Genomic DNA, 26,843 nt, shown 5'->3' with positions numbered 1-26,843 from the left:
AACACCATGTTGAAAAGAAAACTAATCGGTGTCGTGGTAGGCGTTGGCGCTCTCATTGGCGGGACGAGCGTGACATATGCGGACACCTACATCCCGCTCATTTCGAAGGGCTTCCAGCATCAGTTCTGGCAGGCCGTCAAAGCCGGCGCGGAACAGTCGGCCAAGGAGCACAACGTCAGGATCACCTTCGAGGGGCCGGAAACCGAGGCCATGGTCGACAAGCAGATCGACATGCTCTCGGCCGCGCTCGCCAAGAAGCCGCAGGCGCTCGGCATCGCCGCACTCGATAGCAAGGCGGCCATTCCGCTGTTAAAGCGCGCGCAGGCCGGCAAGATACCCGTGATCGCTTTCGACTCCGGCGTGGACAGCGATATACCACTGACGACGTGTGCAACGGATAACCTCGCCGCGGCTGCCCTCGCCGCCGACAAGATGGCCGAGGCGATCGGCAATGCCGGCGAAGTCGGCGTGATCGTGCACGATCAGACGAGCCGCACCGGCGTCGATCGCCGCGATGGCTTCCTGAATGAAATGAAATCGAAGCACCCGAACATCAAGATCGTTTCAGTCCAATATGGCGGCGGCGACCATTTGAAGTCGGCGGAAATTGCCAAGACGATGATCCAGGCCACCCCCAATCTCAAGGGCATTTTCGGGGCGAATGAGGGCTCGGCCGCAGGTGCCGCGATCGGAGTCAAGGAATCCGGCAAAAAACTGGTGCTGATCGGCTTCGACTCCGGCAAGGAGCAGAAGGACGACATCAATTCGGGTTTGATGGCCGGCGCCATTACGCAGAACCCGGTCGGCATCGGCAAGTGCGTGGTCGACTCCGCGGTGAAGGCGCTCAAGGGCGAGAAGCTGCCCAAGAAAGTCGACACGGGCTTCTACTGGTACGACAAGACCAATATGACCGATCCGAAGATCGCAGCCGTGCTCTACGATTGATCGTCGCCGCCTGAACGCGGTGAGAGGGGATGGGTCGCGGCGTCGTTCGATGCCACGGCCCTGTTGGCTTTTGGACCGAAGTCGATGGCTGCCGCAGAGGAGAGTGTTCAGATGCCCACGATCACCAAGCTGTCCGTCCGTGACATTCGGTTTCCCACCTCGCGCTCATTGGACGGCTCCGATGCAATGAACGCCGCGCCGGATTATTCCGCTGCCTACGTCACGCTCGAAACCGATTCGCCCGACGCGCTCGCCGGCCACGGTCTTACCTTCACGATCGGACGCGGCAACGAGATTTGCGTGACTGCGGTACAGGCGCTTGCTCCACTGATCGTCGGCAAACGGCTCGAGGATATCGCCGCGAACATGGGCGCTTTCTGGCGCGCGCTGACGTCGGACAGCCAGTTGCGCTGGATCGGCCCGGACAAAGGCGCGATTCATCTGGCGACGGCGGCTGTCGTCAACGCGGCCTGGGATCTGTGGGCCAAAGCGGAAGGCAAGCCCGTGTGGAAGCTGCTCGTCGACATGAGCCCCGAAGAACTCGTGCGTTGCCTCGATTTCCGCTACGTGACGGATGCGATCACGCCGGAGGAGGTCATCGCCATGCTGCATCGTCACGCGAAGACGCGCGGCGAACGGGAAAAGGAAATGCTCGCGCAGGGCTATCCCGCCTACACGACATCGGCGGGGTGGCTCGGCTACGACGACGACAAGATCCGCCGGCTCGCGCGTGAAGGCGTCGCGCAGGGTTGGACGCACTTCAAGCAGAAGGTGGGCGGGAATCTCGAAGAGGATATGCGCCGTGCTCGCATCCTGCGCGAAGAAATCGGCGAGGATCTGAAGCTGATGATGGACGCGAACCAGGTGTGGGATGTCGACGAAGCGGTCGCCAACATGCGGCGCCTGGCGCAATTCGATCCGTGGTGGATCGAGGAGCCCACGAGTCCCGACGACATTCTCGGTCACGCGGCCATCCGCGAGCGGATTCGGCCGATCGGCGTCGCGACGGGCGAGCACTGTCATAACCGGGTGATGTTCAAGCAGTTGCTGCAGGCGCGGGCCATCGACTTCTGTCAGGTCGATAGCTGCCGCCTGGGTGGGCTGAACGAAGTGATCATCGTCCTGCTGATGGCGGCGAAATTCGGCGTGCCGGTGTGCCCGCATGCGGGCGGTGTCGGATTGTGCGAGTACGTCCAGCACATTTCGCTGTTCGACTATATCTGCGTGTCGGCGTCACTTGAAAACCGGGTGCTCGAATACGTGGATCATTTGCATGAGCATTTCGTCGATCCGGTTGTGATCCGCAATGGCCGTTATATGCCGCCGCAGCGTCCGGGTTACAGCATCGAGATGCATGCGGCGTCGCTTGATGAGTATGACTTTCCTGAGGGGGCAGCGTGGAAGGGGTGAGGTGTGGCCCGACTTGAGTCTGCGAAAGCGTTGCGCTGAATTGTGCAGCGCTGATTCTCTTGGTTCGACGTCTTACCGCAACCCCAGCGCAAGCTCCGCAAATTGCATGGCTCGCGCGTTCGCATCGCCGTAACGGTGCGCGATATATAACGTAGTCGTGGTGTCGGTCTCATCGAGCGTTCTGAACACGACGCCGGGCACCGCGATGGTTTGCAACGTAGCCGGCACCAACGCAATGCCAAGCACTGTCGCCGTCAGGCCGATCAACGTCGAAGCCTGCTGCGCTTCTTGCACCACCTGCGGTTCAAAGCCGCGTTTCGCGCACAGCGCAAGTATCTGCTGCGACACGGCCACACCCGCGGCGCGCGGATACGCAATAAACGGCTCGCCGCGCAAATCCTTGATCTTGATCGACGTGGCCTTCGCCAGGCGGTGCCCGGCATGCATGGCAACAAGCAACGGCTCTTCCATCAACGGCGTGAAAACGAGTTCGGTCCGCGGCGTGTTGTCCGGCAACCGCAGCAAACCGACATCCAGCTCACGCTGTTCGATCGCCTCGATCTGCAACGACGAGGACAGCTCGAGCAACGAGATATTCACCTTCGGCCGCTGCGTGCGGTAAGCGTGAATCAGACGCGGGAAAAGCGGCGACAACGAAGACGCGTTCGTATAGCGTCAGCAGCTTCGGCATTGGCGGCAGTTACCGCTTCGGCCGTAGCCTTACTCGTCTCCTGTTCACCGATGTGCATTTCCGCGTTCGCGACGACAGCGGCTCTATGACCACTTACGAGGCCAACGAAGTATTCCAGCTAACGCCCGCCACCACGCTGATGGGCGGCTACTGGTATAGCAAACTCGAAGGGCAGAAGTGGCAGAACGTGACGGCGCTGCTCGACTATGCGTTGTCCAAGCGTACCGACGTCTACACGAGTGCAACGTATCTGCGTGCATCAGGCGGCGCGGCGCCTGTGTTTCTCGGCGGTGGCGTGGCGCCGGTGTTTGCAAACGGCGAGTATGTGAGTACCGGCCAATCGTCGACGGCGGTGCGCGTCGGCATTCGCACCTTGTTCTAGGGTTTCGTTTAATGTGGCGGCGTGATTGGCGGTTCATCCGACGATCTGGCCGCCTGACGTTCTAATCGTCAGCGAAGTATCTGATCGATGACGCGCTGATTGGCAAGCGAACTCTCGAGAGAAAATGCGAGTCCGGTTTTGCGGCCGATGACCGTGTCCGAGAAGTCCTCTACCATCGCCTGATACTGGTCTACATCGCTGAATTTCTGCAAGTGTTCATTGCCTGTTTCATTTGAACGATGGCGGACTTGCGCAGGGCCATAGCTTCCCGGATTGAACGGCGCATCGACGCTCAGCCATCCTTTGGTGCCATGAAAGATCATGTGCTGGCGGCGCGCCATTTGTGTGCCGCAATAGAAGCTCAGCGTGAACCCCGGAAAATCCGCGACGCAGCGGGCGAACCGGTCGGTGCCGAAACGCGGGTCCAACACGACCTCGCTCTGGACGCGATCGGGTTCCAGGCCGGTGGCAAGACGCGTAGTGACGACCGGATATACGCCGATGTCTCGCACGCCGCCGCCGCCGAGTGCGAGGTTGTTCTTGAGCGCGTCGGGGTCGTCATTGAAGTAGGTAAATGAGCCTTCAACCAGCTTGAGCTCGCCGATCAAGCCTTGTGCAAGACTATCGCGCACAAAGGTCCACTGCGGATGATGCGCCACCATGAACGCTTCGGCGCATACAAGACCCGTTTGATCGCGCAACGCGATCAGTTCCTGCACCTCGGCCGCACTCATGGCAATCGGCTTCTCGCACAACACGTGCTTGCCGCCGAGCATTGCCTTCTTGCACCATTCGAAGTGGCTTGCCGTCGGCAGCGGAATATAGATCGCATCCACGTCCGGGCTCGCGATCACTTCCTCATAGCTGGACGATACATGCGCGATATCATGCTTCGTCGCGAAAGCCTGCGCGCGGGCGTGATCGCGGCTGGCTACCGTAGTCACCCGGCCATTGCGCGATCGTTGCAGGGCCGGCACCACGAAGTTGTTCGCGATCTTTGCGGCGCCTAATACGCCCCAACGGACTCTGTCTGTCATTGTCTTTCCTTTATTGTTGATGCGGTTCCGCGTTGCGCTGTCAGCAGACGCTCTGCAGACGTTCGGCACAGATTGCCAGAACTTCTTCCGGATCACGCCGCCACCAGTCTTGCGCGGAAAAAATTTCGACTTCGATCAGCCCATCGTAGCCGGCTCGTTCAATGGTTTGCCGAACGGCGGGCAGGTCGATCACGCCATCGCCCATCATGCCTCGATCGAGCAACACGTCGCGCGTTTCGCGCAGCCAGTCACACACGTGATACGCAAGAAGTCGCTCGGCGCGGCCCGCTGCCTCGATTGACGCCGTCAGCGCGGGGTCCCACCAGCAGTGATAGACATCCACGGCGACGCCGATCATTCCGCTGCGATCATTATCCACGCGCTCGCAAATTTCCAATGCCTGCGCGATGGTGTTGAGCACGGCACGGTCAGCTGCGTACACCGGATGCAGCGGTTCGAGCGCAAGCGGCACACCGCAATCGCGAGCGGTTTCCAGCAGCATCGCAATGCCCTCCGTAACCTGGTTTCGCGCGCCCGTCAGATCCCGGCCGCCTTCGGGCAGTCCACCGACCACCATCACGAAACAACGCGCGCCGAGGGTGGCCGCGTCACGCAACGCAGCGCGGTTGGCTTCGACGTTCGCCGCGAATTCCGCCGATGTCGTCGCCGGCAAGTAAGTCGAGCGGCAATAGCCCGTTACCGTGAGATCGAGCGCCTTGATCTGTCTCGCGATCTGCACGACGTCGGCCTCGTCGACTTCGCGACGCCACGGCGCAATCCCGCCGAAACCAGCTCGGGCGATGCGGTCAATCGTGCGACCGAGCGGCTCCCGATGGCCCAGCGTGGCGGTATTGATGGAGCACAGATCGAGTCTTCCTTGCAGGTTTCTCATAAGTTTCCAGATCGATATCGAACACGAGCAGGCCTTGCGCGCCGCCATCGAGTGCTTCGAGCAGACGCGCGCCGATCGCCTGATGCGTCGGGTGTGCGAGATACGCAAAGCAGGCCGCGCGGCTCTCGAAGTCCATCATGAAGCCGTCGGCGAAGTTCATGCCGTAGCCTTCCGGCGACACATTGGGTCCGCACTGAAAGTTCGTGAAGGCAATGCCGGGCACTTCGGTGAGCCGCCGGATCTGCTCGAAGAACGCGAGCCGCCGCGCCGGCGTGACGTCGGCGCGAAACCGGCAGAACACCATGTGCCGCACAGCACCGGTTGGGCGGCTCATCGTCAGTCTCCGCAGCCGAGGGGCGCCATGACGCGGCGAATGCGCGCAACGGCATCCGCGGGATCGCGCAGCAAGCGGGCCTGATCGGCGAGACGGAAGACGTCGGCGAGATAGGCGGGCGGACGCATGCCGTGGTGGCCGCCGGGCATGAAGAAGTGATCCTGGAAGCCGTTCAGGTACGCGAGGAACACCACGCCCGTCTTGTAGTACTGCGTCGGCGCGCGAAAGATGTGGCGCGAGAGCGGCACGGTCGGCGCGAGCAGCGCGTTGAAGCTGGCGTGATCGTTGGCGGCGAGAGCGGATAGCGCCTGCGACGCGGCCGGCGCAATCGCGTCGAAGATGCCTAGCAACGCGTGCGAAAAATGTGTGCCGTCGCCGGCGATCAGCGCGGGATAGTTGAAGTCGTCGCCGGTGTACATTTTTACGCCGTGCGGCAGGCGCTGACGGAATGCGATTTCCTTCTGCTCATCGAGCAGCGAGATCTTGATGCCGTCGACTTTTGAAGCACTCGTCCCGATGATGTCGAGACACACCTGCGCTGCGCCGGCAAATTCATTTGCGCCCCAGTAGCCCGCGAGTTCGAGGTCGAACATATCACCGAGCCAGTGCAGGATCACCGGTTGATCGCACATGGCGAGCACTTCGCGATACACGCGCCGATAATCGTCCGGCGTACGCGCGACCCGCGCGAGCGCGCGGCTCGCCATCAGGATCACCCGGCCGCCCACGCGCTGCACCGCCTCAAGTTGCTCCGCATACGCGCGGATCACCTGATCGCAGTTCGTGACCGAAGCGGGCGCGATATGGTCCGTGCCGCAACCCGACGCGATCGCCGCGCCCGCAATGTCGCGCGTGCCTTCGATGCTGCGCGTGATCAGTTCGAGCGCCGTGCTCCACGGCAAGCCCATGCCGCGTTGCGCGGTGTCCATCGCTTCCGCGATGCCGAGCCCTTGCTGCAACAGATAGCGCCGGTAAGCGATCGTGCGATCCCAGTCGATGGCGGGCGCGGCGTTCAGTTCGCCCGCGCGCAGCGGATCGGCCACCACGTGGGCGGCGGAATACGCGATGCGGTTGAATTCGCGTTCGGGCGGCCGTACTTCGAGCGGCACACCTTCCACGCGATACGTTTCCATCGTGCCGGACGCGGTCGGAAGTTTCATTGTCAGGTTCATATGCAACTCAATATTTGGTGACGAGCAGGCCGCCGTCGATACGGATCGCCTGCCCGACGCTATAGGGAAGGCCGCCCGTTGCAAGCGTGCGCACGGTGGTCGCCACTTCCTGCGGCGTGCCCCAACGTTTGATCGCGGTGAGCCCTTGCTCGATCTGCGTGTCGTAGCGCGCGCGGGATGGCGCCGTCATTTCGGTTTCGATCAGGCCGGGCTGCACTTCGTACACGCTGATGCCGTGTTCGGCGAGGCGCAGCGAAAACAACGTGTTCGCCATTGAAAGTCCGGCTTTGGATACGCAATATTCGCCGCGCAACGGTGACGCCGCGATCGCGTTCGACGACGTGATCGTGACCACGGAAGGATGTGGCGCTACGGCGCCGCCGGAGCGCGCGAGGCAGTGTTTCGCGAAGGCCTGCGTGAGAAAGAACGTGCCCCGCGTATTCACGGCGATACAGCGGTCGAAACTTTCCGGCGTCACGTCGAGCAGATCGCCGCGCGACATCACCGAGACGCCCGCGTTGTTCACGAGGCAATCGATCTGGCCGTCGAGCGCTGCTTCGATCTCGTTTAACGTGGCGGGATGCGAGTCGATGTCGGCGAGATCGGAGATGACCGCGATCGCACGCGCGCCGGTTTGTTCAACCTCGCGCACGGCGCCGTCGAGCTCTTGCGACGCCACCGCATCGGTCAACGCCACATCGAAACCAGCGCGCCCGAGTTCGACGGCGATCGCCCGGCCGATGCCACGCCGGCTGCCTGTGACAAGAGCAATGGGACGCGCACTCATAACGTGGCTCCATTGGCGATCAGATCGCGCGCGACGATGGTGCGTTGAATCTGGTTGGTGCCTTCGTAGATCTGTGTGATCTTCGCGTCGCGATACAGACGCTCGACTTCATAGCCGCGAATGTAGCCGCTGCCGCCGAAAATCTGCACGGCGTTCGCGCTGTGCTTGACGGCGGTATCGCCCGCGAAACACTTCGCCATCGAACACGCAATGCTCGCGCGTTCGCCCGCTTCGAGCCGTTCCGCCGCATCGTGCACGAGCAGCCGCGCGGCGTGAATGTCGGTCGCCATGTCGGCCAGCATCCACTGAATGCCCTGGAATTCGGCGATGTGGCTGCCGAACTGCTTGCGCGTCTGAGCGTAGTCGAGCGCCGCTTCGAGGCCCGCCTGCGCGATGCCGACCGCCAGTGCCGCAATGCCCACGCGGCCCTTGTCGAGCACGCTCATCATGATGTGAAAGCCGCGGCCTTCCTGGCCGAGCAGCGCGTCTTGCGGCAGCTTCACGCGATCGAAATGCAGTTCGCCGACTTGCGACGCGCGCTGGCCCATCTTGTGTTCCTTCGCGCCTTTCGACACACCGGCGAGCGCGCAGTCCACGATGAAAATACTCATGCCGCGCCGGCCCGCGGCAGGGTCGGTGCGCGCGAGCACGAACGCGACGTCCGCGACCGGCGCGTTGTGAATCCACAGTTTCGCGCCGCTGAGCTCCCAGCCTTCGGACGTGCGGACCGCTGTCGTGCGGATGCCCGACACGTCGGTGCCGGCGTCCGCTTCGGTGATGCAATACGCGGGACGCAGCTTCGCGCGCAGCAACGGCTCCATGTATTTCGCGCGCTGCGCGTCGGTGCCGTGCACCGAAAGCAGGGTGCCGACCAGTTCGAGCAGGCCGCACTGATCCGCCACGGACGCGTAACCGCGCGACAGTTCCTCCATCACCAGCGCATACGCCGTGACATCGAGCCCGGCACCGCCGAACGCCTCCGGAACAGTAATGCCGAACAGGCCCAGTTCGCCCATCTGCGCGTAGATCTCGGCGGGAAAGCGCTCGTCGCGATCCAGTTCTTCCGTGATCGGACGAATCACTTCCTGCGCGAAACGGCGCGTGGTTTCGCGAATCTGTTGATGCGTGTCTGAGAGTTTCATGCTGTCTCCATCGTAATGATCGGTACCTGTTTTTGCGTCTGATCGGGCTCGTTCAGGTAAACCCGAGCCTCGCGCATCGCTACTTGAATTACGTGATTCCCTGTGCCAACATTGGCAACAAGTAACCAACTGGTTCGTTATTTAAGACCAACGAATCGCTGCTGTCAACGAGGTTTGAGGCCGATCTGAGTGGAGGATGGTTTGGATAAGTGGATGGATGCCGCCGAGGCGGCCGGGCAAATTTTCGACGGTGCGACCATTGCGCTGGCCGGTTCCGGCGGCGGTCTGCTCGAGCCGGACGCCGTGCTCGCGGCGCTCGAACAGCGCTTTCTTCAGACGGGACATCCGCGTGACCTGACGGTGGTTCACGCGCTCGGTATCGGCGACGGCAAGAGCAGCGGGCTCTCACGGTTTGCACACGCCGGCATGGTGCGGCGCGTGATCGGCGGACATTGGAGCTGGTCGCCGGCCATGCAGCAGATGGCACAAGACAACGCGTTCGAGGCCTATAGCTTTCCCGCCGGCGCGATTTCCACGCTGCTGCGCGAAATCGGCGCGGGGCGGCCGGGGCTGGTCACGCATGTCGGCTTGCGTACGTTTGTCGATCCGCGTATCGATGGCGGCAAGATTAACGCGCGCGCCAGTGAAGACCTGGTCGAACTGATCGAACTGGATGGGCGCGAATACCTGCGCTACAAGCCGTTCAAGGTGGACTTCGCGATCGTGCGCGGTTCGTCAGCCGATGCGTGCGGCAACGTCACGCTGCGCCGCGAGCCCGCCGATCTCGACACATACGCCGCAGCGCTTGCCGCTCATAACAGCGGTGGCCGCGTGATCGTGCAGGTCAAGGAGCGCACCACGCAGGGCTATGTGCCGGCGCGGCTCGTGCGCATTCCGGGGATTCTCGTCGATACGCTCGTCGAGACGCGGGAGCAGGTGCAATGCGTGGTCGCCGATTACGACCCGGCGCTGAGCGGCGAATCACTGAGCCCGATCGACGGCGGTTTCTACGAAATTCCCACGGGCATCCGCTACATCATCGCCGCGCGCGCCGCGCAGGAATTGCATGAGGGACAGTCAGCGAATTTCGGTTTCGGCATTCCGGGCGGCATTCCCGGCGTGCTCGCGCAACACGGCCGGCTCGGCACGTTCTGGGGTTCGGTCGAGCAGGGCATTCACAACGGCGCGATGCTCGACGGGCCGATGTTCGGCACCGCCCGCAACGCGGAGGCGATCCTCTCGAGCGTCGACCAGTTCGATTTTTATAGCGGCGGCGGCGTGGACATCACGTTCCTCGGCATGGGCGAAATGGATGGCGAAGGCAACATCAACGTGTCGAAGCTTGGTGCGACGGTGGTGGGGCCGGGTGGTTTCATCGACATCACTCAGGGCGCGCGAAAGATCGTGTTTTGCGGCAGTTTCGAAGCGAAGGGGTTGCAGGTCGAACAGGCCGGCGCGGGCGTGAAGATCGTGGCGCCGGGCAGTGTGCCGAAGCTCGTCGAACGCGTGCAGCACATTACGTTCAGCGGCGAGCAGGCGCGTATCGCGAAGCAGGAAGTGTTGTACGTGACGGAGCGCGCCGTGTTCCGTCTCGAAGAGAATGGCGTGCGTTTGATCGAAGTGGCGGAAGGTGTCGATGTCGAGCGTGATGTGTTGGCGCGTATGGCGTTCCGTCCGCTCCTCGACGAGACACTGTGGGCGCGAAGAAAAAATGAAGCGCGTGAAGCACATGCCAGAGTGGCCTGACGCCGCTCGCGGTGACGTGAAGCGCCGTATCCGGGCGCTTCAGCCATCACGGCGGTCAGGGGCGCAGCAGGCGCAGAACGGTTTCGATATTGAAGTCGAGACGGTTTTTCAAAGCCTCTTTGCTCATGAAGTCGATGTCGAAGATCACACCGCTCGTGAAGCGATTGGTCAGGTAGTAGTAGCCGACCGCCGCCATGGTGATGTGCAGTTGCCTTGCATCGACGCCCGCGCGAAACACGCCCGCTTCGACGCCCCGATCGATTATGCGTTGCAGCATCGAGATGAAACCATGATGCAATTCCTTGAACCGTTCGGACTTCTTCACATGACGTGCCTTGTGAAGATTCTCGCTGTTCACGAGCGTCATGAACTCAGGGTTCTTCAGGTAGTAGTTCCACGTGTGCTTGGTGAGCGCGACGATCGCGTCTTCGGGCGAGAGGTGGTCGAGGTTCAGCTTCAGTTCGGCAGAGCGGATGTCGGCGTAAGCATCTTCGAGCACAGCCTGGAACAACTCCTCCTTGCTGCCGAAGTAGTGATAGATCATCCGCTTGTTGGCCTTGGCGCGCGTCGCAATGGCTTCGACGCGAGCGCCGGCGAGGCCGAGTTTGGCGAACTCCTTCTTGGCGGCTTCGAGAATGCGTGCCCGGGTGACTTCGGGGTCGCGTTGCCGCGGCGGTTGCGCGGCGCCGGCTTGGGCCGTTTTCGATGCCCGGCCGGGGGGCGTGCTCGCAAGAGTCATGTTGGCTGGTCGCAGGAAAAAAGTGTGAGGGAACGGTGTCGGTCGATCTGGTGTCGTGTCAGCGACTATAGACCAAAAAGGCATTGCGAGGAAGTAACTGGATGGTGCAGAATGGGCGCCAAAAATACCACAAGCATTGTCTTGCCGAAGCGGTTTACCTCGCGCGCGGCGCGCGTTTCAGCGCCCGCGTGAATGCAAACTCTGGAGACAGGAATGAGCAATCTGAATGAACTCGCAGCAACGCTTCGTCTTCCGGCGGAGCCGCTGCGCACGCCGATGTTCATCGACGGCAAGGACTACGCGGGCAGCACCGGCGAGTTCGTCGAGCGCAAGAGCCCGGGCCACGGCGTGCCGGTCACGGCCACGGTGCGTGCCTCTGTCGACGATCTGAACGCAGCGGTCGCCAGCGCGCGCCGCGCGTTCGACGACGGCCGCTGGTCGCGCCTGTCGGGCGAGCAGCGCGCCACCGTGCTGCTGAAAACCGCGCGTCTGATCCGCGACAACGTGGAAACGCTGGCGTATCTGGAAACGCTGGAAAGCGGCAAGCCGATCGGCCAATCGCGCGGCGAGATCAATGCGGCGGCAGGCATCTGGGAATATGCGGCCGGTCTCGCGCGCATCGTGCACGGCGATTCGCACGACACGCTGGGCGCCGATCTGTTCGGTTTGACGGTGCGCCAACCGATTGGTGTTGTCGGCATCGTCACGCCGTGGAATTTTCCGTTCTTCATTCTTTCCGAGCGTCTGCCGTTCGTGCTCGCCGCGGGTTGCACGGCTGTCGTCAAACCGGCTGAACTCACCTCGACCACTACGCTGAAGCTCGCCGCGCTGCTGAGCGAAGCCGGGTTGCCGGACGGCGTCGCGAACGTGGTGACGGGGCTCGGCTCGGTGGTCGGCCAGGCGCTCGCCGATCATATGGACGTCGACATGGTGTCGTTCACCGGCTCGACGCCCGTGGGCCGCTCCGTGCTCACCGCGGCCGGCGGCAACATGAAGAAGGTCGGGCTGGAACTCGGCGGCAAGAATCCGCAAATCGTTTTCGCGGACGCCGATCTCGACGATGCCGCCGACGCCATTGCCTTCGGCATCTGCTTTAACGCGGGACAATGTTGCGTATCGGGCAGCCGGCTCGTCGTGCATCGTTCGGTGGAAGAGGAACTCGTCGCGCGCGTGAAAGCCGTGTTCGAAAAAGTGCGCGTGGGCGATCCGCTCGATGCATCGAACCATGTCGGCGCGATCGTGGAAGCACGTCAGTTCGACAAGATTCGGGGCTTCATCGACGCGGGCCGGCGTGACGGCGCACAACTGGTTCACGGCGGTGAGGCGACCAGCGACGGTGAGCGTTTCTTTATCCAACCGACCTTGTTCCGCAACGTGCACCCGCAAAGCGCACTGGCGCAGGAAGAGATCTTCGGACCGGTGCTGTCGGTCACGCCGTTCGATACATTCGAAGAGGCGATCCAGTTGGCGAACGGCGTGCCTTATGGCCTCGCCGCCAGCATCTGGACGCGCGACCTGCAAGGTGCGATCAGCAGTTTCCGCGAGGTTCAGGCGGGCCGCATCTGGGTGAATTGCACGATTACCGGCGGCCCCGAAATGCCGATCGGCGGCGTCAAGCAGTCGGGCATCGGCCGCGAAACGGGCCGCTATGGCGTGGATGAATACACGGAGCTGAAGTCGGTGCATGTCCAACTCGGCAAGCGGCCGCGCTGGATCGCGTAACACCCGTTGAATTGATCGAGCGGCCGTGAAGAGCCGCACGCAACATCCGGATCACGCGCAGCGTGTGATCGTAGAAAACCGTATCGGAGACAGCAATGTATGACTATGTGATCGTAGGTGGCGGCGCGGCGGGTTGTGCGCTGGCAGCGCGTCTGAGCGAGGACGCCGGCAACCGTGTGCTGTTGCTCGAAGCCGGCCCCGCCGATACCGATCCGTATATCCACATGCCCGTCGGCTTCTTCAAGATGACGGGCGGTCCGCTGACCTGGGGTTATCGCACGACGGCGGCAGCGGAAACACAGCGCCGCCAGATTCCGTTCGCACAAGGTCGCGTGCTCGGCGGCGGCGGCTCGATCAATGCGATGGTCTACACGCGCGGCCAGCCCGCCGACTACGACGGCTGGGAACGCGACGGCTGCATCGGCTGGGGCTTTCGCGACGGCGTGCTGCCGTACCTGCGCCGCATGGAAGACAACGAGCGCCTGTGCAACGAATATCACGGCGTGGGCGGCCCGCTCGGCGTGTCCGATCTCATCAGCGTCAACGAACTGACCAAGGCGTTCGTGCTCGCGGGCCAGGAAGCCGGCATGCCGTACAACAGCGATTTCAACGGCGCGCAGCAGGAAGGCGTGGGCGTGTATCAGGTCACGCAGCGCAATGGCAAACGCTGCAGCGCGGCGGTGGGTTATCTGCGTGATGCGCGCTCGCGGCCCAATCTCACGGTTCGCACGGACTGTCTCGTGTCGCGCGTCGTGATCGAGAACGGCCGTGCGGTCGGTGTCGAATTCGCGCAGCGCGGCGAGCGCGCTAACGTGACAATTGCGCGCGCCGAACGCGAGGTGATCGTGACCGCCGGTGCGATCGGCTCGCCGAAACTGTTGATGCTCTCCGGGATCGGCCGCGCAGAAGATCTGGAGCGCGTCGGCGTGAAGCCCGTGCATGCGCTGAACGGCGTCGGACAGAATCTGCAGGACCACTTCGACATCGACATCGTCTACGAACTCAACGGCCCCTATAGTCTCGACAAGTACGCGAAAAAGCACATGATGCTGCTCGCCGGACTCGAGTACAAACTGTTCAACAAGGGACCGGTGACGTCGAATATCGCCGAAGGTGGCGCGTTCTGGTACTCGGACAGCAGTGTGCCGACTCCCGATCTGCAATTCCATTTCCTGCCCGGTGCCGGGGTCGAGGCCGGTGTGCCGCCGGTGCCGTCCGGTTCGGGTTGCACGCTCAACTCGTACTTCCTGCGTCCGCGCAGCCGCGGCAGCGTGACGTTGCACAGCGCCGATCCTGCGGATGCGCCGCTGATCGATCCAGCCTATATTCGCGATCCGTACGACCTGAAGGTGGCGGTCGACGGCATTCGGCAGAGCCGCGAAATCATGAGTCAGAACGCGCTGCGCAAGTACATCCGGAGCGAGCATTTTCCGGGTGGCAAGGTGCGCACGCAGGCCGAATACGAAACCTACGCGCAGCAGTACGGACGCACGGGCTATCACCCGGTCGGCACCTGCAAGATGGGCGTGGACGAGTTGTCGGTTGTCGATCCGCAATTGCGCGTGCGTGGCATCGAGGGTTTGCGAGTCGCGGACTCGTCGGTGATGCCGCGCATCGTCAGCTCGAACACGAATGCGCCTACGTTGATGATCGCGGAAAAGGCCGCCGATCTGATTCGCGGGCTGGTAGCGCAACCCGTGCCCATGCCGGGCGCGCTCGCGGGCACTTCCGGACGCGCGACGCGCGAGTCCGCTGCGGCCGCGGTTTGATGCCGGAGTTGCGCAAGCAGGACTGAGGAAGGGTACGCGGAATGATTGCGTATCTCTTCCTTGGGGTAAATATCCGGTTATTTATACACGGCCCTGAAGAGAGGGTTCTTTTGCTCGGAGGAGACATCATGAACAGACAGGATCAACGCGCAGGCGTATCACGCCGCGACTTCATCAAGCTCGGCGCGGGCGCGGCATTCGCCGTCGCGGGTGGCGGCATGTCGGGCCTCTCGTTCGGCGCGGGGCAGACCACGCTCGCCTGCTCGTTCCGTTCGCTGACCAACCCGTACTACACGGCGTTCAACAAGGGCGCGCAAAGCTTCGCGAAGAGCGTCGGTTTGCCGTATGTGCCGCTCACGACCGAGGGCAGTTCCGAGAAAGGCATCGCGGATATCCGCGCGTTGCTGCAGAAGACCGGCGGCAATCTCGTGCTCAACGTCGACCCGAACGATTCCGCCGACGCCCGCGTGATCGTCGAAGCCTGCTCGAAGGCCGGCGCGTATGTCACGACGATCTGGAACAAGCCGAAGGACCTGCACCCGTGGGACTTCAACCCGAACTACGTGGCGCATCTTTCTTACGACGGCGTCGCCTATGGCGAGGAAACGGCCACGCAGCTTTTCAAGTCGATGGGCGGCAAGGGCGGCGTGGTCGCGCTCGGCGGCATCTTCAGCAACGTGCCGGCGATCGAGCGCAAGGCCGGTCTCGATGCAGCCTTGAAGAAGTTCCCCGGCATCCAGTTACTCGACTTTCAGGTCGCCGACTGGAATTCCCAGAAGGCGTTTCCGATCATGCAGGCGTGGATGACGCGCTTCAATTCGAAGATCAAAGGCGTGTGGGCCGCGAACGACGACATGGCGCTCGGTGCGATCGAGGCGTTGCGCGCCGAAGGTCTGGCCGGCCAGATTCCGGTGACCGGCATGGACGGCACGCAGCCGGGACTCGTTGCGATCAAGACCGGCGAGCTGATCGCATCGGTCGATTGGGACCCGTACTGGCTCGGCGGCATCGGTCTCTCGATGGGGCTCCAGGCGAAGGACAAGAAAGTCGACCTGGCGACGCTCGCAAAGGACCGCCGTGAATCGTTTTGCACCGCGACGTTCGTCACGAAGACCAACGTTCAGGACGTGATCGCGCGCGCCGCGTCACCGAAGGCGGAATGGAACAACCTTTATGCCCGCGTTGCCGGGCCAGTGGTGTATCGATGAACAAGCTCACCGCGACTTCTTCCCGGCACGCCGTGCAGGCCGCTCAATCTCCCGCGTCCGCGCACGGCCCCGCAGCCGTGCGCGCACTGCTGCGGCGGTACTCGCCGTTGCTGGTGCTGGTGGCGCTGGGCCTGTGCATCGGCGCGCTCAACCATGACTTTTTCGACCCGATGAACCTGTCGCGGATCGCGATTGCCGCCGTGATCCCGCTGACGATCGCGCTCGGCGGCACGTTCGTGATCCAGCTCGGCAGCATCGATCTGTCGGCGGAGGGGATTGTCGCGGTGGCGGCGATCGCCGTGTCGATGCTGGTCGAGAACTCGTACAACGACAATCACTTCGGCCTGTGGGTGCTGGCCATCGGCGTCGCGGCGGGCGTGGTGCTGGGGCTGGCCAACGGCGTGCTGCACGTGTTTCTGCGCATTCCGTCGTTCATCACCACGCTCGCGGTCGGCTTCGTGGCGACCGGCATCGGCACCGCGGTGCTGTCGGGCAATACGATCCGCGTGAGCGACACGGCGTTGCGCGCGATTTCGATCACGCGCTACTTCGGCCTGCCGCTGTCGGTCTGGATCGGCGTGCTGGCGCTCGGGCTCGCGTGGTTCGTGCACCGCCATACGATTCTCGGCCGCCATACGCTCGCGATCGGCGGCGGCGAGGACCTGGCGCGGCTGAGCGGCGTACGGATCTCGCGCGTGCGCATCGCGGTGTTCGCGCTCGCCGGTGCGTTCTACGGGGTGGCCGGCATTCTCGCGGTTGCGCAATACGGGCAGGGTCACGCGATGATCGCCAACGGCCAGTTGTTCGTTGCGATCACCGCGATCGTGGTGGGCGGCACATCGCTCGCGGGCGGCAATGGCGGTCCGCTCAACACGCTGATCGGTACGCTAGTGGTGGTCGTGCTCGCCAACGGCATGGTGTTGCTCGGCGTGCCGCCGTATGTGCAGCAGGGCATTCAGGGCGTGCTGATCATCGTTGCCGTGACGCTGGCGTTGAATCGCTCGCGCCGCCGCATCGTCAAGTAACGGATAGGGAGACACCACGATGCTCACACTCAAGAACGTCACCAAGCGTTTCCCCGGCGTGCTGGCGCTCAACGACGTGTCGATCGAAATCCGGCCGAACGAGATCGTCGGGTTGATCGGCGAAAACGGCGCGGGCAAGTCGACGCTGATGAAATTGCTGACGGGCGGCTACCGTCAGGATTCCGGTGAGATTCTGCGCGACGGCAAACCGCTCGTTATCAAAAACCCGCGTGATGCCACCTCGAAGGGCATCGCGATGGTCTATCAGGAACAGTCGATCCTGCCGAATCTGACGGTCGCTGAAAACCTGTTTCTCGGCCGCGAGGAGCCGTTTCTCACACTCGGCCGGGTCAACTGGGCAAAGCTCAAACGTGCTGCAGTCGCCGAACTGGCCACCGTGCACCTCGATATCGATCCGCTGACGTTATGCGAAGACCTGACCTTCGGGCAGCGGCAGATGGTCGAACTCGCCAAGGCGCTGTCGCTCGCGAGCCGTACCGACGGCATGCCGGTCATTCTGCTCGACGAGCCGACGTCGGTGCTCGAAGCGGCGGAGATCGAGATCCTGTTTCGCCTCGTGCGTGAACTGAAGGCGCGCGCGTCGTTCGTGTTCGTCTCGCACCGGCTCGACGAGCTGTTGTCGCTGAGCGACCGCGTCTATGTGATGAAGGACGGCAAGGTGGTGGCCGGCATGGCGTCGGCGGATGCGTCGGTCGGACAACTGCACGAACTGATGGTCGGCCGCACGATGGACGGCCAGTACTACCGCGAGAATTTGCAGAAACCGTGCCGCGGCGAAGTCGCGCTGTCGGTGCGTAACGCGTCGCTCGGGCATACGCTGAAAGGCGTGTCGTTCGACGTGCATTGCGGCGAAGTGTTCGGGGTGGCCGGCGTGGTCGGGTCGGGGCGCGAGGAATTGTGCCGCGTAATTGCGGGGCTGGAGTCGCTCGACGCGGGCGAAGTGCTGGTTGGCGAAACCCGCTTGCGGGCACAGGCCACGCATGCGGTCTCGCTCGGCATCGGCTACGTGCCGCGCGAACGCAAGGTCGAGGGACTCGTCACGCAGATGAGCGTGGCCGAGAATCTGACGCTGCCGCGCCTCGCCGCGGTGAGCCGCAGCGGCGTGGTCAACAAGCGAAGCGAGCGTGCGATCGCCAATGAATGGATCGAGCGTTTGCACATCAAGACGCCTGGCCCCACCGCGTCGTGCCGCAATCTGTCAGGCGGCAATCAGCAGAAAGTCGTGCTGGCGAAATGGCGCTTTGCGGGCAGCCGGATTCTCGTGCTGGATCATCCGACGCGCGGTCTCGACGTGGGCGCGAAAGAAGAGGTCTATCAACTGATTCGCGAACTGACGGCCGAAGGTGTAGCGGTCGTGCTGACCGGCGACACGCTCGAAGAAATTCTCGGGCTGAGTCATCGCGTGATGGTGATGCGCGACGGGCGCGCGCAGAAGATTCTCGCGTGCGAAGTCGGCCACAAGCCGTCGCAGATCGACGTCGTCGAACACATGGTGTGAGGGCAACATGGCACAAATGAATGCATCATTGAAGGCACGGCTCGGCGACAACGCGCCGTTCATCGCGCTCATCGCGCTGTATCTGCTGATCGAGATCGCGCAACCCACTTTCCTCGCGCCCTCGACGCAACTCGGGCTGCTCGCGGACAGTTCGACGCTGTTCATCATGGCGGCCGGCACGACCTTCGTCGTGTTACTGGGCAGTATCGATCTGTCTTTGCAGGCGGTGGCTTCGCTTTCCAGCGTGATCGTTGCGATGCTGTTGCCGCGTTATGGCGCGTTGGCGGCGGTGGTGGCGCTGGCCGCGTCGTTCGGGATTGGTCTTCTGAGCGGCGTGATTCAAACCGTGCTGCGCATTCCGTCGTTCATCGCGACGCTGGCGGTCGGCGGGATCGCGTCGGCCGCAGCGCTGACGCTTTCGGGTACGCGCTCGATCGGCATCAGCGACGAGATGCGCAACGCGTCGCTCGGCTGGACGACGGGCTCGTCGTTCGGTATTCCGCATGAAATCATGCTCGCGCTGGTGGTCTTTCTGCTCTGCGTGTTCCTGCATCGTTCGACGGTGTTCGGGCGGCGCGTCGACGCCATCGGCGCCGGCGAACCGGCCGCGATCGCATCGGGCGTGCGCGTACCGGTGACGCGTTGCCTCGTGTTCGCGACGTCGTCGTTGTTTGCCGGGCTTGCGGGCGTCATCATGGCAGGGCGGTTGGGCAGCGGATCGCCGACACTCGCCGACCAGTTCCTGCTGCCGGCGATCGCCGCGGTGATCGTCGGCGGGACTGCGTTGACGGGCGGCGCGGGTGGCATCGGCCGCACGCTGATCGGCGCGCTGCTGGTGTCGGTCGCGCGGGTCGGCATGACGTTTGTCGGGATCAGCGTGTTTGCGCAGCAGATCGTGTTCGGCGTGATTCTGATCGTCGCGGTGACGGTGGCGTTCGATCGTTCGAAAGTGCTGATCATCAAGTGAGCGCGTCATGCGTTCGATGTGGAAGTCTTTGGACTGTGATGGAGTGGGTTTAGATGAAAGTTCTGGTGGCGGTTAAGAGAGTGGTGGACTACAACGTGAAAGTCCGAGTCAAGTCGGACGGCACGGGTGTGGATATCGCGAACGTGAAGATGTCGATGAATCCGTTCGATGAGATTGCGGTTGAAGAAGCGGTGCGGTTGAAGGACGCAGGTGTTGTTAGTGAAGTGGTGGCGGTGTCTTGTGGGGTTGCGCAATCGCAGGAAACGCTGCGTACGGCGCTCGCGATCGGCGCGGATCGCGCGATCCTGATCGAGTCTTCAGTGGAACTGCAGCCGTTGGCAGTCGCGAAGCTGCTGAAGGCGCTGGTCGACAAGGAACAGCCGCAACTGGTCATTCTTGGCAAGCAGGCGATCGACGACGATTCGAATCAGACCGGCCAGATGCTGGCTGCGCTGGCTGGTTTGCCGCAAGCAACGTTTGCCTCGAAGGTTGTTGTTGCTGACGGCAAGGCGACCGTTTCGCGTGAAGTGGACGGTGGCGCTGAAACGCTGTCTTTAAAGCTCCCCGCAGTCATCACCACGGACTTGCGCCTGAACGAGCCGCGCTACGTGACGCTGCCGAACATCATGAAGGCGAAGAAGAAGCCGCTGGAAGTCGTCAAGCCGGAAGACCTCGGCGTCGATGTCACGCCGCGCCTGAAGACGCTGAAGGTTGTCGAGCCGCCGAAGCGCTCCGCCGGTGTGAAGGTGCCGGACGTGAAGACGCTGGTCGAGAAGCTGAAGACCGAAGCCAAGGTGCTGTAAGGAGACGGACGAAATGACGAATCTGGTAATTGCAGAACACGACAACGCGTCGATCAAGGCCGCGACGCTGAACACGATTGCAGCGGCGCAGAAGATTGGTGGCGATATCCACGTGCTGGTGGCGGGTCACAACGCGCAAACCGCGGCCGATGCAGCGGCGAAGATTGCCGGCGTGAGCAAAGTGCTGCTGGCCGACGCGCCGCAACTCGAAGCAGGCCTCGCGGAAAACATCGAAGCAACGGTGGTGAACATCGCGAAGGACTACACGCATATCCTCGCGCCGGCGACTGCCTACGGCAAGAACATCACGCCGCGTATCGCCGCGAAGCTGGACGTTGCGCAGATCAGCGACATCACGGCAGTGGATAGCCCGGATACGTTCGAGAGTCCAATCTATGCGGGCAACGCAATCGCAACGGTTCAGTCCCAAGACCCGATCAAGGTCATCACGGTCCGCACGACCGGTTTCGACCCGGTCGCAGCCGAAGGCGGCAGCGCATCGGTGGAGAAAATCGAAGCGGCAGCCGACAGCGGCATCTCGTCCTTCGTCAGCCGTGAAGTGACGAAGCTGGATCGTCCGGAACTGACGTCGGCGAAGATCATCGTCTCGGGTGGCCGGGGTCTCGGCAACGGCGAGAACTACACGAAGGTGCTCGAACCGCTGGCGGACAAGCTGAACGCAGCGCTGGGCGCATCGCGCGCAGCGGTCGACGCGGGCTTCGTACCGAACGACTATCAGGTCGGCCAGACCGGCAAGATCGTCGCGCCGCAGTTGTACATCGCGGTCGGCATCTCGGGCGCGATCCAGCATCTGGCCGGGATGAAGGACAGCAAAGTGATCGTCGCGATCAACAAGGACGAAGAAGCGCCGATCTTCAGCATCGCCGATTACGGCCTCGTCAGCAATCTGTTCGACACAGTCCCAGAACTGACCGCATCGGTTTAAAGCGTTTCACACACGGAGATCAGGATGCGCAAGACCCGGATCGCGATCGTCGGCGTCGGCCTGGCGGCGATGCCTCACGCGCTAGCGTTAAACTATCTGCGTGACGAAGTCGAAGTGGTCCGGAACGAACCGCTCAACACCTTGGCAGGAGACAACGATGGATCCGGTAGCAAAACGTAAATGGCCGCGTTCGGGACTCGAAACGACGCTAATGGGTTTCGGCGCCGCACCGATCGGCAACATTTTCAGGCCGATCAGCGAAGGGGATTCGGCGGCGCTCATCAAAGCCGCGTGGGACGCGGGCGTGCGTTACTTCGACACGGCGCCCATGTACGGCCACGGTTTGAGCGAAGCGCGCTGCGGGCAGGGTCTGCGTTGGTATCCGCGCGATCAGTACGTGCTGTCGACCAAAGTGGGCCGCTTGCTCAAGCCGCGCAAGCGCGCTGAAATCGACTTCACGCCGTGGGTCGACGGCTTGCCGTTCGACATGCGTTTCGACTACAGCTACGACGGCGTGATGCGTTCGATCGAGGACAGCCTGCAGCGCATGGCGCTGGAGCATATCGATATCGCGCTGATTCACGACATCGACGCGTTCACGCATGGCGATCGCCAGCCGCAGATATTCGAGGCCGCCATGAGCGGCGCGGCGAAGGCGCTGCTCAAGCTGCGCGACGAGGGTGTCGTCAAGGCCGTCGGCGTGGGCGTGAACGAGTGGCAGGTCGCGCACGAAGCGATCCGGCGTAGCGACTTCGACTGCCTGTTGCTGGCTGGCCGCTACACGTTGCTGGAGCAGGACGCCCTCGACGGCTTCCTGCCGTTGTGCGAGGAGCGTCAGGTGTCGGTGATTCTCGGCGGCGGTTATAACAGCGGCATTCTCGCCACGGGCGCTGTGCCTGGCGCGAAATACAACTATGCACCCGCGCCGGAAGCGATTCTCGAGCGTGTGCGCAAGATCGAGCAGGTGTGCCGCGACTTCTCGGTGCCACTCAAAGCGGCGTCCCTGCAATTCGTGCTCGGTCACCCGGCTATTCCGACGAATATCCCGGGCGTGCGCAGCGTCGCACAACTCGAAGACAACCTGCAAACTTTCCGGGCCGACATCCCAGCGGAATTCTGGGCTGAATTGAAGCGCCGCGAACTGATTCGCGAGGATGCGCCGACGCCTCGATAGACAGCCCTTCTCGCCGTCACCGGGCAGCCACGGACGACCCGGCAGGCCATCGGCCTGCCGCGTTGCACTGAAGTCATGCATCGAAAACACGTCACACACTGCCGTTTTCAACGACGCGCCCTTCCGCACGCCAGCGCAGCATACCGCCGGCAAGATTGGCAACCCGCTCGAATCCGGCCTGCCGCAGCATGACCGTCGCTTGGGCCGAGCGTCCGCCGGCCCGGCAGACCGTCACGATCGGGCGTTCTTTCGTGAGTTCAGCGGCCCGCCCGGAGAGCTCGCCCAAGGAAATGAGCCTGGCTGCGGGAATGCGCCCCAACGGTCCATTGAACTCGTCGGGTTCCCGCACATCGACGATCTCGACAGCACGCAGATTTTCCTCCAGCCACTGCGCATTGATTTCCCAGATGCCCGCAAAGCTGCATGTCAGCGGCGCCCAATCGGGTTCCGTCATCTGCGCGGGGACGCTCGTCGCGAGACCGCATTTCAGGTTCGCGGGCACCGCTACGTCGATTTGCTTCGGATGCGGCAGGTGCAGGTTCGTCATGTATCCGGTGAAATCGTCTTCACACAGTTCACCGCCAAGGCGTGGATTGAAGCGCCGCTCCTCACCCACACTCGTCACCGTCAAACCGCGATAGTCGTGGGCCGGGTAAAGGAGGCAGGCGGTGGGCAGCGTGAAAATCTGGCCATGCACCGCGCGAAACATGGTGTGCGCGTCACCGCGCTGGAAATCCGTGCGGCCAGTGCCTCTGATCAACAGGCAATCGCCGGTGAACGCCATGGTCTCGTTGTCGAGTACGAGCGTGATGCATCCGTCCGTATGTCCCGGTGTCGCGCGTATTGTCAGGTATCTCGCGCCGAACTCGACTTTGTCGCCGTGGCTCAGATAGCGGTCCGCGCCTTCGGCGCCGCTCGCAGCCGAAATCGCAATCCTGCTGCCTATGCGGCGATTCAGCATCCAGGCACCGGTCACGTGATCGGCGTGGACGTGGGTGTCGATCGTATAAAGCAGATGCAATCCGAGTTCTTCGATCAGGGCGGCATCCCGGCGCACCTGTTCGAATACCGGATCGACCAGCACCGCCTCGCGCGTCGTGCTATCGGCGAGAAGATAGGTGTAGGTCGACGATTGCTGATCGAATAGCTGCCGGAAGATCAACACGATTTCGCTCCGCGGCCCGCTCCTGCGAGCGCTCAAAGTTGGCGGCCCCTGCGGCCGCCAACCGCCCCGCAGGCAGTCGAACTGGACGCAGCCCCGTTCAGAGGGCCGGGCGCATTGATGCACCCGGACTCACATCGAGCGCCGGACTTCGCACTGCCCGGCACTCGCCGCTCCCATCAATGAGCGCTTTACTTCGGTTGCGCAACGTACCGCAGATAAGGCTTCACGGTTTTAAAACCCTGCGGATATTTTTGCATTGCGGCATCGTTGGAAACGGATGTTGGAATGATGACGTCCTCACCCGGTTTCCAGTTCACCGGTGTCGCCACCGTGTGTTTCGCGTTGAGTTGCAGCGCATCGAGCAGCCGCATCACTTCGTCGAAGTTGCGGCCGGCGCTCATCGGATAGACGAGCATGGCTTTGACCTTCTTGTCCGGTCCGATGAGAAACACCGAGCGTACGGTCGCATTGTCGACCGCGGTGCGCGGGCCGCTGCCGCTCGCCTCGGGATGAATCATGTCGTAGAGCTTCGCGACCTTCAGGTCCGAGTCGCCGATCAGCGGATAGCCGACCTCGTGGCCTTGCGTCTCCGCGATATCCTTCATCCACTCCGTGTGGTCGCTGACGGGGTCGACGCTGAGCCCGATAATCTTCGTGTTGCGCTTATCGAATTCTGGCTTGAGGCCCGCCAGGTAGCCGAGTTCCGTGGTGCAAACGGGAGTGAAATCCTTCGGGTGCGAAAACAGGACCGCCCAATGGTCGCCGATCCATTCGTGAAAATGAATCGTCCCTTCGGTGGTTTCCGCGGTGAAATCGGGAGCGTCTTCTCCTAATCGAATAGACATCATTAGTCTCCATAGGTCGGGTGCACCAAGATTCGAGTGCCGCGGTCGGAGCGAGGTCCGCCGGGCTGCCGGAGTGTTGAGTGGCGATAGGACTGGCTCGAGATCACCTCCGGCCGGTTGCACCGTACCGTGCTGGAGGACCATCTACGGGGTGCAGCAGAGTCGGAGGCTTTCCCTGATAGCCGTGATGCGGGACAGACATCGGGACGCGCTGCGGGCCGCACCTATAGCGTAGAACAAAAAAGACTTTCGCAGTTGGCAGACTGTAGGGAGAATCCGCCGACGTGGCAGCAAGCTTGCTTGCACTCCGAAGAAAGGGAATTGCACTTTGATTTGGGCGGATTGCGATCTTGTCTGGTCAATGCCCCAGACAAACCGCGCCGCCCGCGACGATCACGCACGCGAGCCAGCGCCTTCCATTGACCGCTTCCCGCAGAAACATGCGCCCTATCAGCACCGCGAATACCACGCTGGTCTCTCGCAACGCCGATACCGCGCCCATCGCGCCCGACTGCATCGCCCAGATCACGATGCCATACGCCGCGATCGACACCAGCCCGCCGGCGAGCGACGAGCCGACGGCGATGGGTTCCGTCCGCAGCGGTGTCCACAGCGCCGCGAGCCCGCGCATTGCGACGAACAGCACGGGCATCAGCCAATAGAAGAGGAACATCCACGCGGTGTAGGCGAGCACCTGGCCGCCGGATAAACGCACGCCGATGCCGTCGATCACGGTATAGAGCGCGATCGACGCACCGGTCACCAGTGCGGCCACCGCACCCGCGCGCGACACGCGCCCGCCCTGCAGCGCGAGCGCGATGATGCCGCCCGATATCATCGCGATCCCGAGCGCGTGCAAGGGGCCGATCGCCTCATGCGCGAACAGTGCCGCGCCGAGCGTGACGAGCAGCGGCGACGAGCCGCGCGCGATCGGATACGCCTGCGCCAGATCGCCGCGGCGATAAGCCCGCACGAGGCTGACGTTGTAGACGATATGCACGAGCCCCGATGCGGCGATGTACGGCCAGGCAGCGTCGGCGGGCCACGGCGTGAACAGGACCACGAGCGTGGCGGCCGCCGCGATGGCGATGCTCATCCACGTCATGGACAGGAACCGGTCGCGGTTGCCGTGCAGCATCGCGTTCCAGCTTGCGTGGAGCAGGGCGGCAAAGAGGACGAGACCGCCGGTATAACTGAGCATGCAGGTTCAAGGCCGGAAAGAGTGAGGGAGATCACGCTCCAGGCGTGCAAGCGTCGCCTGTGGGCGCGAGATGTCGGCGGACTACAAAATGCCTTCCAGGTCCGCGCGCCGACTGAATCAGCGGCGCAGTAAGAAGAATATCTATCTTGTTGCAGCCCGACAAACCAGATAAATTGAGGATTCGCGTTAGATAAACTCTTGCGAATGAAGCGAACCCTGCCTCCGCTCAATGCATTGCGCGCCTTCGAGGCCGCAGGCCGTCTCGGCAGCTTCAAGGAAGCCGCCGCGGAACTGCACGTGACTCACGGTGCGGTGAGCCAGCACGTGCGCGCGCTCGAAGAGTGGCTCGGCGCATCGTTGTTCGAACGGCACAACCGGCGCGTCGCGTTGAGCCCGGCGGCGAAGGCCTATCTGGCGGAAATCGGCCCTTTGTTCGAGCAGCTCTCGCAGGCAACGGCCAGATATGGTTTCCCCGAAACGGTCTCCCGGACACTGTCCGTGAATGCGCCCGCGACATTCACCTTGCGCTGGCTGGTGCCGAGACTGGCGACATTCCGCGCCGCGCATCCCGACGTGGACGTCAAGGTGGAGACGTCGAACGAGTCGTTGGAGAGTCTGAGAGAAATCTACGACGTCGTCGTGCGGGGCGGCCCGGACACGTTCTATGGCTACTCGATGCGGCCTTTCCTGTCCGAGGAGCGAGTCCCGGTCTGTAGTCCGGCGCTGTTGCAGCGACTGCCGCTTCGAACGCCGGACGATTTGCGGCAGCACACGTTGCTGCATACGTCGAGTCTTCCGCGGGTTTGGCCGGACTGGCTGGCGAGCGCCAGGATTCCCGCGCTCAGGCCGGCTGCCGCGCTGACTTTCGACCACTTCTATCTGACGTTGCAAGCGGCCATCGACGGGATAGGCATTGCAATGGGACCGACCGCTCTGGTCGCCGACGATCTCGCGGCCGGCCGGCTCGTCGCGCCATTTGCCGGCCCACGTCTGCCGTCGCGGAGCTATTGCACTTACGTTCCGGATGGGAAGTCGGCGGATGAGCTGGTCGCGCTGTTCCGTTCGTGGCTCGAACGCGAGGGGGCGCGTTCATAAACGGAGACGGCCCCTTAAAGGCGGGCCCCACCGCAAACCTCGCGATGTCCAATCTGGCCATCCACGCACAACCTTCCCCCCAAACCAAGTCCACGTTTTTTACGAATCTGCGCGCTCTCTTAACAGT

26 protein-coding genes are annotated in these 26,843 nt (G+C 62.8%); 15 read left to right on the top strand and 11 right to left on the bottom strand.

The genetic code is table 11. From position 1 onward, the window contains the following. Positions 1 to 6 precede the first annotated feature (6 nt). Positions 7 to 945: an ABC transporter substrate-binding protein gene (locus P0D80_RS11000; RefSeq protein ID WP_408180300.1), complete on the top strand. Its 939-nt coding sequence runs from the start codon at positions 7 to 9 to the stop codon at positions 943 to 945. 111 nt (positions 946 to 1,056) lie between these two features. Continuing rightward, on the top strand, positions 1,057 to 2,355 hold the full coding sequence (locus tag P0D80_RS10995; protein ID WP_408283651.1) for an L-fuconate dehydratase: 1,299 nt from the start codon (positions 1,057 to 1,059) through the stop codon (positions 2,353 to 2,355). A 72-nt stretch (positions 2,356 to 2,427) separates the two neighbouring features. Here P0D80_RS10995 and P0D80_RS10990 read toward each other — a convergent pair whose 3' ends face one another. Then, positions 2,428 to 3,009: a LysR family substrate-binding domain-containing protein gene (locus tag P0D80_RS10990; protein ID WP_408283648.1), complete on the bottom strand. Its 582-nt coding sequence runs from the start codon at positions 3,007 to 3,009 to the stop codon at positions 2,428 to 2,430. A 122-nt stretch (positions 3,010 to 3,131) separates the two neighbouring features. Between P0D80_RS10990 and P0D80_RS10985 the strand changes: the two genes are divergently transcribed. Next, positions 3,132 to 3,428, top strand: coding sequence for a hypothetical protein (locus P0D80_RS10985; RefSeq protein ID WP_494478261.1), 297 nt, complete (start codon positions 3,132 to 3,134; stop codon positions 3,426 to 3,428). 68 nt (positions 3,429 to 3,496) lie between these two features. On the opposite strand, the gene P0D80_RS10980 is transcribed toward P0D80_RS10985, so the two are convergent. From P0D80_RS10980 to P0D80_RS10955, 6 genes are read right to left on the bottom strand one after another with little or no spacing between them, the layout of a single operon-like run. Beyond that, positions 3,497 to 4,465 carry a Gfo/Idh/MocA family protein gene (locus tag P0D80_RS10980; RefSeq protein WP_408180303.1) on the bottom strand — a complete coding sequence of 323 codons (969 nt, stop codon included), beginning with the start codon at positions 4,463 to 4,465 and terminating at the stop codon, positions 3,497 to 3,499. A 40-nt stretch (positions 4,466 to 4,505) separates the two neighbouring features. After that, positions 4,506 to 5,357, bottom strand: coding sequence for a sugar phosphate isomerase/epimerase family protein (locus P0D80_RS10975; RefSeq protein ID WP_408283645.1), 852 nt, complete (start codon positions 5,355 to 5,357; stop codon positions 4,506 to 4,508). Continuing rightward, complete coding sequence (locus tag P0D80_RS10970; protein WP_408283643.1) at positions 5,272 to 5,691, bottom strand: Dabb family protein; 420 nt, start codon at positions 5,689 to 5,691, stop codon at positions 5,272 to 5,274. The genes P0D80_RS10975 and P0D80_RS10970 overlap by 86 nt, the downstream gene beginning before the upstream one ends. Positions 5,692 to 5,693: 2 nt before the next feature. Then, on the bottom strand, positions 5,694 to 6,863 hold the full coding sequence (locus P0D80_RS10965) for a dihydrodipicolinate synthase family protein (protein WP_408283641.1): 1,170 nt from the start codon (positions 6,861 to 6,863) through the stop codon (positions 5,694 to 5,696). Between the two features lie 7 nt (positions 6,864 to 6,870). Then, positions 6,871 to 7,650 (bottom strand): 3-ketoacyl-ACP reductase, encoded by a 780-nt coding sequence (locus tag P0D80_RS10960; RefSeq protein ID WP_408283639.1) that lies wholly within the window; start codon positions 7,648 to 7,650, stop codon positions 6,871 to 6,873. Continuing rightward, positions 7,647 to 8,792: an acyl-CoA dehydrogenase family protein gene (locus P0D80_RS10955; protein WP_408283637.1), complete on the bottom strand. Its 1,146-nt coding sequence runs from the start codon at positions 8,790 to 8,792 to the stop codon at positions 7,647 to 7,649. The genes P0D80_RS10960 and P0D80_RS10955 overlap by 4 nt, the downstream gene beginning before the upstream one ends. A gap of 213 nt (positions 8,793 to 9,005) precedes the next feature. Here P0D80_RS10955 and P0D80_RS10950 point away from each other — a divergent pair, with 213 nt between their 5' ends. After that, positions 9,006 to 10,538, top strand: coding sequence for an acyl CoA:acetate/3-ketoacid CoA transferase (locus tag P0D80_RS10950; RefSeq protein WP_408283982.1), 1,533 nt, complete (start codon positions 9,006 to 9,008; stop codon positions 10,536 to 10,538). A gap of 55 nt (positions 10,539 to 10,593) precedes the next feature. Here the strand turns inward: P0D80_RS10950 and P0D80_RS10945 are convergent, their stop codons facing one another. Further along, positions 10,594 to 11,277 (bottom strand): TetR/AcrR family transcriptional regulator, encoded by a 684-nt coding sequence (locus P0D80_RS10945; RefSeq protein ID WP_408283634.1) that lies wholly within the window; start codon positions 11,275 to 11,277, stop codon positions 10,594 to 10,596. Between the two features lie 213 nt (positions 11,278 to 11,490). Between P0D80_RS10945 and P0D80_RS10940 the strand changes: the two genes are divergently transcribed. From P0D80_RS10940 to P0D80_RS10895, 10 genes are all read left to right on the top strand, one after another. Beyond that, complete coding sequence (locus P0D80_RS10940; RefSeq protein ID WP_408283631.1) at positions 11,491 to 12,999, top strand: aldehyde dehydrogenase family protein; 1,509 nt, start codon at positions 11,491 to 11,493, stop codon at positions 12,997 to 12,999. A 95-nt stretch (positions 13,000 to 13,094) separates the two neighbouring features. Beyond that, on the top strand, positions 13,095 to 14,768 hold the full coding sequence (locus P0D80_RS10935) for a GMC family oxidoreductase (protein WP_408283628.1): 1,674 nt from the start codon (positions 13,095 to 13,097) through the stop codon (positions 14,766 to 14,768). 128 nt (positions 14,769 to 14,896) lie between these two features. Continuing rightward, entirely contained in the window at positions 14,897 to 15,976 is a 1,080-nt protein-coding gene (locus P0D80_RS10930; protein ID WP_408245952.1) for a sugar ABC transporter substrate-binding protein, read from the top strand. Continuing rightward, on the top strand, positions 15,973 to 17,001 hold the full coding sequence (locus tag P0D80_RS10925; RefSeq protein WP_408283625.1) for an ABC transporter permease: 1,029 nt from the start codon (positions 15,973 to 15,975) through the stop codon (positions 16,999 to 17,001). The genes P0D80_RS10930 and P0D80_RS10925 overlap by 4 nt, the downstream gene beginning before the upstream one ends. 19 nt (positions 17,002 to 17,020) lie before the next feature. Next, positions 17,021 to 18,520 (top strand): sugar ABC transporter ATP-binding protein, encoded by a 1,500-nt coding sequence (locus tag P0D80_RS10920; RefSeq protein ID WP_408283622.1) that lies wholly within the window; start codon positions 17,021 to 17,023, stop codon positions 18,518 to 18,520. 7 nt (positions 18,521 to 18,527) lie between these two features. Further along, positions 18,528 to 19,487, top strand: coding sequence for an ABC transporter permease (locus P0D80_RS10915; protein ID WP_342960446.1), 960 nt, complete (start codon positions 18,528 to 18,530; stop codon positions 19,485 to 19,487). 53 nt (positions 19,488 to 19,540) lie between these two features. After that, positions 19,541 to 20,290, top strand: coding sequence for an electron transfer flavoprotein subunit beta/FixA family protein (locus P0D80_RS10910; RefSeq protein WP_408283619.1), 750 nt, complete (start codon positions 19,541 to 19,543; stop codon positions 20,288 to 20,290). 13 nt (positions 20,291 to 20,303) lie between these two features. Further along, positions 20,304 to 21,236: an electron transfer flavoprotein subunit alpha/FixB family protein gene (locus P0D80_RS10905; protein ID WP_408283616.1), complete on the top strand. Its 933-nt coding sequence runs from the start codon at positions 20,304 to 20,306 to the stop codon at positions 21,234 to 21,236. 24 nt (positions 21,237 to 21,260) lie between these two features. Next, a complete protein-coding gene (locus tag P0D80_RS10900) occupies positions 21,261 to 21,416 on the top strand; it encodes a hypothetical protein (protein ID WP_408283613.1) in 156 nt (51 codons plus the stop codon). Then, a complete protein-coding gene (locus tag P0D80_RS10895) occupies positions 21,394 to 22,410 on the top strand; it encodes an aldo/keto reductase (protein ID WP_408182610.1) in 1,017 nt (338 codons plus the stop codon). Before P0D80_RS10900 ends, P0D80_RS10895 begins: the two co-directional genes overlap by 23 nt. Positions 22,411 to 22,501: 91 nt before the next feature. Here P0D80_RS10895 and P0D80_RS10890 read toward each other — a convergent pair whose 3' ends face one another. The 3 genes from P0D80_RS10890 to P0D80_RS10880 all read right to left on the bottom strand — a co-directional run bounded on the left by P0D80_RS10890 (position 22,502) and on the right by P0D80_RS10880 (position 25,621). After that, a complete protein-coding gene (locus tag P0D80_RS10890) occupies positions 22,502 to 23,572 on the bottom strand; it encodes a rhodanese-like domain-containing protein (protein WP_408283979.1) in 1,071 nt (356 codons plus the stop codon). 191 nt (positions 23,573 to 23,763) lie between these two features. Then, a complete protein-coding gene (locus P0D80_RS10885) occupies positions 23,764 to 24,420 on the bottom strand; it encodes a peroxiredoxin (protein ID WP_132378581.1) in 657 nt (218 codons plus the stop codon). Between the two features lie 358 nt (positions 24,421 to 24,778). Then, positions 24,779 to 25,621, bottom strand: coding sequence for an EamA family transporter (locus P0D80_RS10880; protein ID WP_408182609.1), 843 nt, complete (start codon positions 25,619 to 25,621; stop codon positions 24,779 to 24,781). Between the two features lie 204 nt (positions 25,622 to 25,825). Here P0D80_RS10880 and gcvA point away from each other — a divergent pair, with 204 nt between their 5' ends. After that, positions 25,826 to 26,716 (top strand): transcriptional regulator GcvA, encoded by an 891-nt coding sequence (gcvA, locus tag P0D80_RS10875; protein ID WP_408283609.1) that lies wholly within the window; start codon positions 25,826 to 25,828, stop codon positions 26,714 to 26,716. The last annotated feature ends 127 nt before the right edge of the window (positions 26,717 to 26,843 follow it).

Source organism: Paraburkholderia sp. RL17-373-BIF-A (genome assembly GCF_046030175.1).
Lineage (GTDB): Bacteria > Pseudomonadota > Gammaproteobacteria > Burkholderiales > Burkholderiaceae > Paraburkholderia.
This window is presented reverse-complemented; position numbering and strand designations above follow the sequence as displayed.

What these genes read in the sequence shown, in the direction of transcription:
- P0D80_RS11000 (WP_408180300.1), top strand. Translation starts at nt 7, where the DNA reads ATGTTGAAAAGAAAACTAATCGGTGTCGTGGTAGGCGTTGGCGCTCTC.
- P0D80_RS10995 (WP_408283651.1), top strand. Translation starts at nt 1,057, where the DNA reads ATGCCCACGATCACCAAGCTGTCCGTCCGTGACATTCGGTTTCCCACC.
- P0D80_RS10985 (WP_494478261.1), top strand. Translation starts at nt 3,132, where the DNA reads ATGACCACTTACGAGGCCAACGAAGTATTCCAGCTAACGCCCGCCACC.
- P0D80_RS10980 (WP_408180303.1), bottom strand. Translation starts at nt 4,465, where the DNA reads ATGACAGACAGAGTCCGTTGGGGCGTATTAGGCGCCGCAAAGATCGCG.
- P0D80_RS10975 (WP_408283645.1), bottom strand. Translation starts at nt 5,357, where the DNA reads ATGAGAAACCTGCAAGGAAGACTCGATCTGTGCTCCATCAATACCGCC.
- P0D80_RS10970 (WP_408283643.1), bottom strand. Translation starts at nt 5,691, where the DNA reads ATGAGCCGCCCAACCGGTGCTGTGCGGCACATGGTGTTCTGCCGGTTT.
- P0D80_RS10965 (WP_408283641.1), bottom strand. Translation starts at nt 6,863, where the DNA reads ATGAACCTGACAATGAAACTTCCGACCGCGTCCGGCACGATGGAAACG.
- P0D80_RS10960 (WP_408283639.1), bottom strand. Translation starts at nt 7,650, where the DNA reads ATGAGTGCGCGTCCCATTGCTCTTGTCACAGGCAGCCGGCGTGGCATC.
- P0D80_RS10955 (WP_408283637.1), bottom strand. Translation starts at nt 8,792, where the DNA reads ATGAAACTCTCAGACACGCATCAACAGATTCGCGAAACCACGCGCCGT.
- P0D80_RS10950 (WP_408283982.1), top strand. Translation starts at nt 9,006, where the DNA reads ATGGATGCCGCCGAGGCGGCCGGGCAAATTTTCGACGGTGCGACCATT.
- P0D80_RS10945 (WP_408283634.1), bottom strand. Translation starts at nt 11,277, where the DNA reads ATGACTCTTGCGAGCACGCCCCCCGGCCGGGCATCGAAAACGGCCCAA.
- P0D80_RS10940 (WP_408283631.1), top strand. Translation starts at nt 11,491, where the DNA reads ATGAGCAATCTGAATGAACTCGCAGCAACGCTTCGTCTTCCGGCGGAG.
- P0D80_RS10935 (WP_408283628.1), top strand. Translation starts at nt 13,095, where the DNA reads ATGTATGACTATGTGATCGTAGGTGGCGGCGCGGCGGGTTGTGCGCTG.
- P0D80_RS10930 (WP_408245952.1), top strand. Translation starts at nt 14,897, where the DNA reads ATGAACAGACAGGATCAACGCGCAGGCGTATCACGCCGCGACTTCATC.
- P0D80_RS10925 (WP_408283625.1), top strand. Translation starts at nt 15,973, where the DNA reads ATGAACAAGCTCACCGCGACTTCTTCCCGGCACGCCGTGCAGGCCGCT.
- P0D80_RS10920 (WP_408283622.1), top strand. Translation starts at nt 17,021, where the DNA reads ATGCTCACACTCAAGAACGTCACCAAGCGTTTCCCCGGCGTGCTGGCG.
- P0D80_RS10915 (WP_342960446.1), top strand. Translation starts at nt 18,528, where the DNA reads ATGGCACAAATGAATGCATCATTGAAGGCACGGCTCGGCGACAACGCG.
- P0D80_RS10910 (WP_408283619.1), top strand. Translation starts at nt 19,541, where the DNA reads ATGAAAGTTCTGGTGGCGGTTAAGAGAGTGGTGGACTACAACGTGAAA.
- P0D80_RS10905 (WP_408283616.1), top strand. Translation starts at nt 20,304, where the DNA reads ATGACGAATCTGGTAATTGCAGAACACGACAACGCGTCGATCAAGGCC.
- P0D80_RS10900 (WP_408283613.1), top strand. Translation starts at nt 21,261, where the DNA reads ATGCGCAAGACCCGGATCGCGATCGTCGGCGTCGGCCTGGCGGCGATG.
- P0D80_RS10895 (WP_408182610.1), top strand. Translation starts at nt 21,394, where the DNA reads ATGGATCCGGTAGCAAAACGTAAATGGCCGCGTTCGGGACTCGAAACG.
- P0D80_RS10885 (WP_132378581.1), bottom strand. Translation starts at nt 24,420, where the DNA reads ATGTCTATTCGATTAGGAGAAGACGCTCCCGATTTCACCGCGGAAACC.
- P0D80_RS10880 (WP_408182609.1), bottom strand. Translation starts at nt 25,621, where the DNA reads ATGCTCAGTTATACCGGCGGTCTCGTCCTCTTTGCCGCCCTGCTCCAC.
- gcvA (WP_408283609.1), top strand. Translation starts at nt 25,826, where the DNA reads ATGAAGCGAACCCTGCCTCCGCTCAATGCATTGCGCGCCTTCGAGGCC.